The sequence below is a fragment of the Methylobacterium sp. DB0501 genome (assembly GCF_011043735.1).
Lineage (GTDB): Bacteria > Pseudomonadota > Alphaproteobacteria > Rhizobiales > Beijerinckiaceae > Methylobacterium > Methylobacterium alsaeris.
Window position 1 is genome coordinate 168,512 of the sequence record NZ_JAAKGV010000021.1, and the last position, 8,032, is coordinate 176,543.

Sequence of the window (8,032 nt, forward strand, 5' to 3'; positions counted from 1 at the left end):
CTCCGCTGCGGCAGCGGAATGATGTTCGTTTTACACGTCGCCCTGCAGGGATGCCTGCGCGGCCGGGACGTCGTCTATGGGCTCACCGCCGATACCGGCGGCCATATCCGTTACCTGCTCGACCTCGTTGCCGCCTCGGCGCAGGATCCCGGCATCGCCCGGATCGTGGTGGCGACGCGCCTGTTCGACGGCCCGCCCGGCCCCGATTACGCCGTGCCCGAAGAGCGGCTCGGCGACAAGGTCGCGCTGGTGCGGTTGGCGAGCGCATCCCCGGGTTACCGCACCAAGGAGGAGATGCACGCGGAGGTCGCGAGCTTCGCCGAGAGCCTGATCGCCTGGATCGCCCGGCAGGGCCGGGCTCCCGACCTGATCCACGCCCATTACGCCGATGCCGCCGCGGTGGCGGCGCTCGTCGAGGCGCGGCTCGGCATCCCGTTCGTGTTCACCGCCCATTCGCTGGGCCGGGTCAAGGCGGTGATGCTGGGCGGGGACGCCGCGGACCATCCCGGCCTCGCGCGCCGGATCGCCACCGAGGAGGCGGCCCTCGCCCGCGCGAGCCTCGTCATCGCCTCCTCGCGCGACGAGGCGGAGGTGCAATATGCGGGCTATGCCGCCTACGATCCCGGCCGGATCCGCGTCCTGCCGCCGGGCAGCGACCTCGCCCGCTTCGCCGACAGCCGCCCCGATCCGCGGGTCGATGCGACGATCTCCCGCTTCCTGCACGATCCGGGCAAGCCGGTGCTCCTGGCGCTCGCCCGCCCGGTGGCGCGCAAGAATCTCGCCGCCCTGGTCCGGGCCTACGGCGAGAGCCCGGAGCTGCAGGCGCGGGCGAACCTCGTCCTCGTCGCCGGCACCCGCCAGGACATCGACGCGCTCGACGGCGAGATGGCCGGCACCCTGCGCGACCTCCTGGTCCTGATCGACCGCTACGACCTCTACGGCCGGGTCGCCTACCCGAAGACCCACCGGCCCGAGGACGTGCCGGCGCTCTACGCCCATGCCCGGGAACGCGGCGGCCTGTTCGTCAACCCGGCCCTCAACGAGCCCTTCGGCCTGACCCTGCTGGAGGCCTCCGCCGCCGGCCTGCCCCTCGTGGCGACCGACAGCGGCGGGCCGAACGACATCGTCGAGACCTGCGGCAACGGCATCCTGGTCGATCCGCGCCGGCCCGACGCCATCGCGCGGGCGGCCCTGCGCATCCTCGACGACCCGGCCCTCTATGCGGCTTGCGTCGCCGGCGGGGCCCGGGCGGCGGCGGCCTATGACTGGGACCGGCACGCCGCGCGCTACCACGCCCTGCTACGGGCGCTCCTTGCGCCGATGCCGCCGTTGCGGGCGCCGCGCCAGCTCCTGATCTGCGACATCGACAACACGCTGGTCGGCTGCGACTCGGGCTTGAGCATCTTCCGCCGCTGGCGCAGCCGGCAGGACGCGCTCGCCTTCGGGGTCGCGACCGGGCGCTCGTTCCACAGCGCCATGGCGGTTCTGGAGCAGCAGGACAGCCCGCGCCCACAGGTGATGATCACCTCGGTCGGCTCCGAGATCTACCACCTCGACGAGAACGGCACGACCTACACCGCCGACACGGCCTGGCGCGAGGCGGTCTCGGCCGGCTGGGAGCGGGAGGCCCTGCAGGCCGCGCTCGCCGGCCTCGACGGGCTCGAGCCCCAGGGGCCGCTGGAGCAGCGCGCGTTCAAGCTCAGCTATTTCGGCGACGCCGCGTCGGCCGCCCGGGTCCGCGCCCGGATCGCCAAGACGGGCCTGCGCGCCAGCGTGATCCACAGCCACGGCCGCTACCTCGACGTGCTGCCCGAGCGGGCCTCGAAGGGCAGTGCCGTCGACCACGTGCGGGCGCTCTACGGCCTGCCCGAGCGGGCGGTGTTCGTGGCCGGCGATTCGGGCAACGACATCGAGATGCTGCGCGCCCGCGTCCAGGCGATCATCGTGGCGAACTATTCCGACGACCTCGCCGGCCACGCGGCGCTCCAGCATTCCTACGTCGCCCGCGCTTCGCATGCCCGCGGCATCATCGAGGGCGTGGGGCATTTCCGCCGCGCCTTCGCGCAACCCCTCGATTCCCATGCCGGGTAATCCCGCCGCCGTGAGCGTGCTCACCCTGGTGCGCGGCCGGGCCGACCGGCTGGGCAACCTGATGCGCGGGCTCGGCCGCCAGACCGCGCGCCCGCGCGAACTGGTGATCGCGTGGATGCAGCCGGAGCCGGCGCCGGACCTGCCGGATCCCGGCTGCCCGGTCCGCCACCTCGTCGTGCCGGGCGAGCCGATGCCGCTCGCCGCCGCCCGCAACCGGGCGGCCGAGGCCGCGGCGGGCGACATCCTGGTCTTCCTCGACGTCGACTGCATCCCGGGCCGCAGCCTCGTCGCCGCCTATGCGCAGGCGGCGACGCAAGGACGCGGCCTGTTCCTCGGCGAGGTTCTCTACCTGCCGCCGAGCTCTCCTTCCGCCCCCGTCCATGACGAGGCCGCCCTCGACCGGCTCGGCCGCGCCCATCCGGCGCGCCCCCCGATCCCTGCGAGCGGCATCCGTCCCGAGCCCGATTCCGGCCAGCTCTGGGGGCTGTCCTTCGCCTTGGCCGCGAGAGCGTGGCACGCCGTCGGCGGCATGGACGAATCGTATGCCGGCTATGGCGGCGAGGAGACCGACCTCGCCGCCCGCCTCACGGCGAGCGGCCTGCCGACCTTCTGGGTCGCGGGGGCGCGGGCCTATCACCAGCACCACCCGGTCCATGTGCCGCCGCTGCAGCATTTCGCGCCGATCCTCGCCAACGCGGCGCGCTTCCGGGCCCGGCACGGACGCTGGTGCATGACCTACTGGCTCGGCCAGTTCCGCGAGGCCGGGCTGATCGCCTGGGACGAGGAGGCCGACGCCATCCGCCTCCTGCGCGCGCCCACCCCCTCCGAGATCGCCGCCTCCTTACGGCCCGACGCCCTGTTCTCCTGAAGGCCGAGACCCCATGAAGAAGCCGATCGCGTTTTTCGTCCACCATCAGGGTCGCGGCCACGCCCACCGCACCATGGCGGTGGCGGCCGAGTTCGCCCGCGACCGCCCGGTCTCGGTGCTCACCGCCGGCCCCCACCTGTTCGACGGCTTCTCCCGCGACATCGAGATCGTGGCCCTGCCGAACATGATCGGCGCCGCGGTGCCGACCCCGCGCCTCCACGCCGAGCCGACGCCGCAGGTGATGCATTGCGTCCCCCTCGGCCTCGCCGAGATGCGCCGGACGATGCGGCAGATCCTCGACCATCTCGACGAGCGCGGCGTCGGCCTGTTCGTCGTCGACGTCTCGGCCGAGATCGCGCTCCTGTCGCGCATCGCCAGCGTGCCGGCGGTGCAGATCCGCATGCACGGCGACCGCCAGGATATCGGCCATGTCGGCTCCTACGAGGCCTGCGTCGGGATGCTGGCGCCGTTCGACGCCCGGCTGGAGCAGGACGACTACCCGGCCCCTCTCAGGGCCAAGACCTTCTACAGCGGCGGACTGTGCACCAGCCTCGACCGGGTGCCGGACCGGGCCGAGGCGCGCGCCCGGCTCGGCCTCGATCCCGACCGCGAGATCGTCGTGGCGGTCACCGGCGGCGGGGGCAGCGGCACTCCCTTCGCGCCGCTCACCGTCGCGGCCCGCGCCGCGCCGGACGCCCTGTGGCTGACCCTCGGGCCGACCCACCGCGAGGGCCACGAGACCGATTTCTCCAACCTGCGCGAACTCGGCTGGGTGCCCTCGGTCACCGAGTACCTGGCGGCGGCCGACATCGTGGTCGCCTCGGCCGGCGACAACACGGTGCACGAGGTCGCCCGGGTCGGCGGCCGCCTGATCGTGATGCCGGAATGGCGCTATTTCGGCGAGCAGACCCGCAAGGCCGAGGCCCTGGTGCGCCTCGGCGCCGCGGTCCAGGCACCCGTCTGGCCCGGCGACCTCCAGGGCTGGCGCGACCTCCTCGCCCGCGCCCGCGCCCTCGACGGACGCATCCTGCGCGACCTCTACGCGCCGGACGCGGCCTCCCGCGCCGCCGGCTGGCTCGAAGGCCTGACCGACGAACTCTGGCAGGGCGCCGCCGCCCCGCTGCGCGTCGTGGCGGCCGGCTGAACCCACCCCATCACCCTCTGCCGGAGCCGAGAGCCCGCATGTCCACCATCTCCGTCGTCACCCTGGCCAAGGGCCGGCCCGCCCACCTCGCCAACGTCCTGCGCGGCCTGGAGCGCCAGACGACGGCGCCCGTCGAGTTCATCGTCGCGGTGATGCAGGACGACCTCTACGATCTTCCGCAAGCCCCGTTCCCGGTGCGCCAGATCCGGGTGCCGGGCGAGGCCCTGCCGCTCGCCGCCGCCCGCAACCGCGGCGTCGCGGCCGCCACCGGGGACATGATCGTCTTCCTCGACGTCGACTGCATCCCGGCGCCCGGCCTCGTCGCCGATTACGCGCAGGGGCTTGCCACCCTCGACGGCCTGCTGATGGGCGAGGTCCTGCACCTGCCCGAGCGCGCGACCCTCGGCGACTGGACCTACGCGGACCTGGCCGCGGTCGCCGAGAAGCATTCCGACCGGAGCGGCCCCCCGGCCGCCGGGATCGAGATCTGCCGCGATTACCGCTGCTTCTGGTCGCTCAACTTCGCGATCCGGCGTGCCACGTTCCTCGCCACCGGCGGCTTCGACGAGCGCTATACGGGCTATGGCGGCGAGGATACCGATTTCGGCAAGCTCCTCGACCGGCACGGGCTGCCGATCGCCTGGATGAAGGGCGGCCTCGCCTATCACCAGTACCACCCGCACCACATGCCGCCGGTCCACCACCTCGACAGCGTGGTGCGCAACGCCGAACTGTTCGAGGCCAAGTGGGGCTACCGCACCATGGGCCACTGGCTCCACGCCTTCCGGGTGATGGGGCTGATCGACGACACGCCGGACCGGCCGATCCGCATCCTGCGCCGCCCGGATGCCGCCGACCTCGCGCTCACCGGCCAGCAGGGCCACCAGCCCTACACCAACGCCGCCTCCGTCATCCGCGCCATCGAGGCCCGGGAGCAGGGGCCGCTGCGAGGTTCCGAGCAAGTGTCGGTCCCCGCGTGAGGATCGCGCTCCTCGCCCATCTGCGCCATCCGATCGCGCCGCCCTTCGCGGGCGGCCTGGAGGCCTATTGCTGGCACCTCGCCGAGGGGCTGACCGCGCGCGGCCACGACGTGGTGCTGTTCGCCTCCGGCGACAGCGACCCGCGCTTCGCCCTCGATGCGGTGAGCCCGGTCCACCACGAGAAGAGCTTCGCAGGGATGGAGCACCGGGGCGACCCGGCTCTGAAGGCCCATGTCGATGCCGCCTATGCGGCCGCCCTCGACCGGATCGCCCGCGGTGGCTTCGACGTCCTGCACAACAACTCCTTGAGCCGCCTGCCGCTGGAGCGGCGGCGCACCCAAGCGGTGCCCACGCTCACCTCGCTGCACGCGCCGCCCTACGAGGCCCTGCGCTGGTTCGTCCACGACAGCCCGGCGCCGGCGCATCGCCTCACCGCGACCTCGGCCGCGCATCTCGCGGCCTGGTGGCCGGACGGCGCGCCGCCGGAGGCCCGCATCCTTCATAACGGCATCGATCCCGCCGCCTGGCCCTACGGCGCGCGCGGCGACGGCAGCGCCGTGTGGAGCGGGCGCCTCGCCGCCGTGAAGGGCGCGCATCTGGCGATCGCGGCGGCGCGGCGGGCCGGCCTGCCCCTGACCCTGTTCGGCCCGATCGAGGAGCCGGATTACTGGGAGGCGCGCATCGCCCCGCTCCTCGGCGGGCCGGTCCGCTACGGCGGCCACCTGCCCGGCCCGGCGCTCGCCGCCGAACTGGCCCGCGCCTCCGTCTTCCTGTTCACCCCGTGCTGGGACGAGCCGTTCGGGCTCTCGGCGATCGAGGCGATGGCCTGCGGGCTTCCGGTCGCGGGGTTCGCCCGGGGCGCGGCGCAGGAGGTCGTCGGCGAGGCCGGCCGCCTGGTGCCGCCGGAGGACGCCGCCGCCCTCGCGGCGGCGGTTCCGGCAGCCCTCGCCATCCCGCGGACGATCCCGCGCGCGCGGGTGCTGCGCCTGTTCAGCCGCGACCATTGGCTCGACGGCTGCGAGGCCCTCTACGCCGAGATCCGCGCCCCATTCCCCGCCGCCCGAGCCGCTCCATGACCTGCCAGACCATGACCCGCCAGGGTCTCCTCGACGCGCTGTGGCACGGCCGCGATCCCTTCGCGGACCCGCCCGAAGCCTTGCGCCCCCTCGACCTCCAGGGCTGGCGCAGCGTGCATCCCTACCTGGAGGAGGCGGTGCGCGAATGGCGCCCCGGCGTGGTCGTCGAGATCGGCACGTGGAAGGGCGCGAGCACGCTGTACCTCGCCCGGGTGATGGCCGAGCACGGCATTTCCGGCACGGTGGTCGCGGTCGATACCTGGCTCGGCGCCGTCGACCACTGGGCCGACCCGGACCTGTTCGCCGAACTCCGGACCGAGACCGGCTATCCGAGCCTCTACCGCACCTTCCTGGCCAATATCCTGCGCGAGGGCGTGGCCGACCGGGTGGTGCCGCTGCCGCTCGATTCGGTCAATGCCGCCGCGCTGATGCGCCTGCGCGGCGTGACCGCCGACGTGATCCATCTCGATGCCGGCCACGAGGAGGCCTCGGTGGCGGCCGACCTCCGGGCGTGGTGGCCGGTCCTGCGTCCCGGCGGTCTGTTCATCGCCGACGATTACGACCGCCTCGGCGGCAAATTCCCCGGCGTGGGCCGCGCCGTGGACGCGTTCTGCGCGGAGCACGGCGTGGCCGGGCCGTGGTCGTTCCGCGGCAAGGCGAAGTTCGTCAAGCCGGAGTAGGGTGAGCCATGACGGGGCGGACCGATGGACGGGGACCGCTCTTCGGTGCTTCGCCTCATGCGACGTCCCGCCCGGCCGGCCGGCTCTCCGGCGGCGCGGCATCCCGGCGCCGGGCCCGGTCGGCGATGCCGCGCAGGTCGGCCACCATGGCATCGGTTTGCGCGTCCCTGTCGGCCTCGGAGAGAAAGGCCGGCCCGCGCAGCCGCCAGACGACCAGAGCCGCCACGGCCGCACAGATGCTCCCGCCCAGCGGGACGGACAGAACGGCGATCAGCGGCCCGAACGGGGCCATCGCGGCCCCGGTCGCGAGGCCGCCGGCAATCGCCACGAACACGAACAGCAGCATCGGGACCATCTCCGGGACGGGAATCTATGCCGACCGAGAGGTTAAGGACGCGATACCTCGTCGGCAACGGGGCAACCGGCATCCGTAGCGATTCCGGTCCCGGCCAGTACCGCCGAGAGCGGGCCACGCCGATGACAAGGGACGGAACGGGCGCTTCCCGACCTGACAGGGCACGAGGCAGGTCCGGATCGCCACACCCCTGCGCCAGCCCCACGGCGCCGGCTCGCCCCGCCGGGTGGTCGTGCAAGCCGCGGAATGTGTCGCACCGGTCTGTATGACCTGTGGAACAAAGTGCTGATCCTCCCTCGGTTTCGCGGACACCTCTGATACGCTCGTTACGGGCGGGAAAGGTGTTTGATGGCAAAGACACGACGCGAGTTCACCCCCGAGTTCAAACGCGAGGCGGTCGCCCTGCTCGAGAGCAGCGGCCGGTTGCAGCTGCAGATCGCCGCGGAACTCGGGATCCAGCCCTCCATGCTGCGCCAGTGGCGAACCGTGCTGATGAAGGGCTTGCCGCCAAAGCGACCCGCAGGCTTGCCGGGCCCCCCCTCCTACGAGCCTCGTTGCCTCGCCGTCCGATCAGGCAGCGGAGATCGCCCGGCTGCGCCGTGAGCTCGACCGGACGCGCATGGAGCGCGACGTGCTAAAAAAAGCGACCGGCATCGTCACGCAGATGCCCAGATGACGTTCGCCTTCATCGAGCAGCATGCGACCACCTGGCCGGTGCGTCTCATGTGCCGCGTGCTCGGAGTGTCCTCCAGCGGGTACTCCGGATGGCGAGCACGTCCCGAGAGCGCTCGTTCGGCGTCCAATCGGCAACTCTTCGACGACGTGCAGCGGATCCAGG

Annotated in this window: 7 protein-coding genes and 1 pseudogene; 7 read left to right on the forward strand and 1 reads right to left on the reverse strand. The window is 72.9% G+C overall.

The features are described 5' to 3' along the window. The first annotated feature begins 21 nt into the window (after positions 1–21). The 6 genes from G4G93_RS27275 to G4G93_RS27300 are packed head-to-tail and all read left to right on the forward strand — an operon-like array spanning position 22 to position 6,839. Entirely contained in the window at positions 22–2,091 is a 2,070-nt protein-coding gene (locus G4G93_RS27275; protein WP_165089070.1) for an HAD-IIB family hydrolase, read from the forward strand. After that, complete coding sequence (locus tag G4G93_RS27280) at positions 2,081–2,959, forward strand: glycosyltransferase family 2 protein (RefSeq protein ID WP_206290047.1); 879 nt, start codon at positions 2,081–2,083, stop codon at positions 2,957–2,959. The genes G4G93_RS27275 and G4G93_RS27280 overlap by 11 nt, the downstream gene beginning before the upstream one ends. Before the next feature lie 13 nt (positions 2,960–2,972). Next, positions 2,973–4,103 (forward strand): glycosyltransferase, encoded by a 1,131-nt coding sequence (locus G4G93_RS27285; protein ID WP_165089020.1) that lies wholly within the window; start codon positions 2,973–2,975, stop codon positions 4,101–4,103. Positions 4,104–4,141: 38 nt separating this feature from the next. Further along, positions 4,142–5,083 carry a galactosyltransferase-related protein gene (locus tag G4G93_RS27290; RefSeq protein ID WP_165089022.1) on the forward strand — a complete coding sequence of 314 codons (942 nt, stop codon included), beginning with the start codon at positions 4,142–4,144 and terminating at the stop codon, positions 5,081–5,083. Continuing rightward, positions 5,080–6,159 (forward strand): glycosyltransferase, encoded by a 1,080-nt coding sequence (locus G4G93_RS27295; RefSeq protein ID WP_165089024.1) that lies wholly within the window; start codon positions 5,080–5,082, stop codon positions 6,157–6,159. The genes G4G93_RS27290 and G4G93_RS27295 overlap by 4 nt, the downstream gene beginning before the upstream one ends. Before the next feature lie 11 nt (positions 6,160–6,170). Next, complete coding sequence (locus G4G93_RS27300; RefSeq protein ID WP_165089075.1) at positions 6,171–6,839, forward strand: class I SAM-dependent methyltransferase; 669 nt, start codon at positions 6,171–6,173, stop codon at positions 6,837–6,839. Between the two features lie 55 nt (positions 6,840–6,894). On the opposite strand, the gene G4G93_RS27305 is transcribed toward G4G93_RS27300, so the two are convergent. Beyond that, a complete protein-coding gene (locus G4G93_RS27305) occupies positions 6,895–7,185 on the reverse strand; it encodes a hypothetical protein (RefSeq protein WP_165089027.1) in 291 nt (96 codons plus the stop codon). A gap of 357 nt (positions 7,186–7,542) precedes the next feature. On the opposite strand from G4G93_RS27305, the pseudogene G4G93_RS27310 reads away from it, so the two are divergent. Beyond that, a pseudogene (locus tag G4G93_RS27310) lies at positions 7,543–8,032 on the forward strand (transposase); the annotation flags it as partial.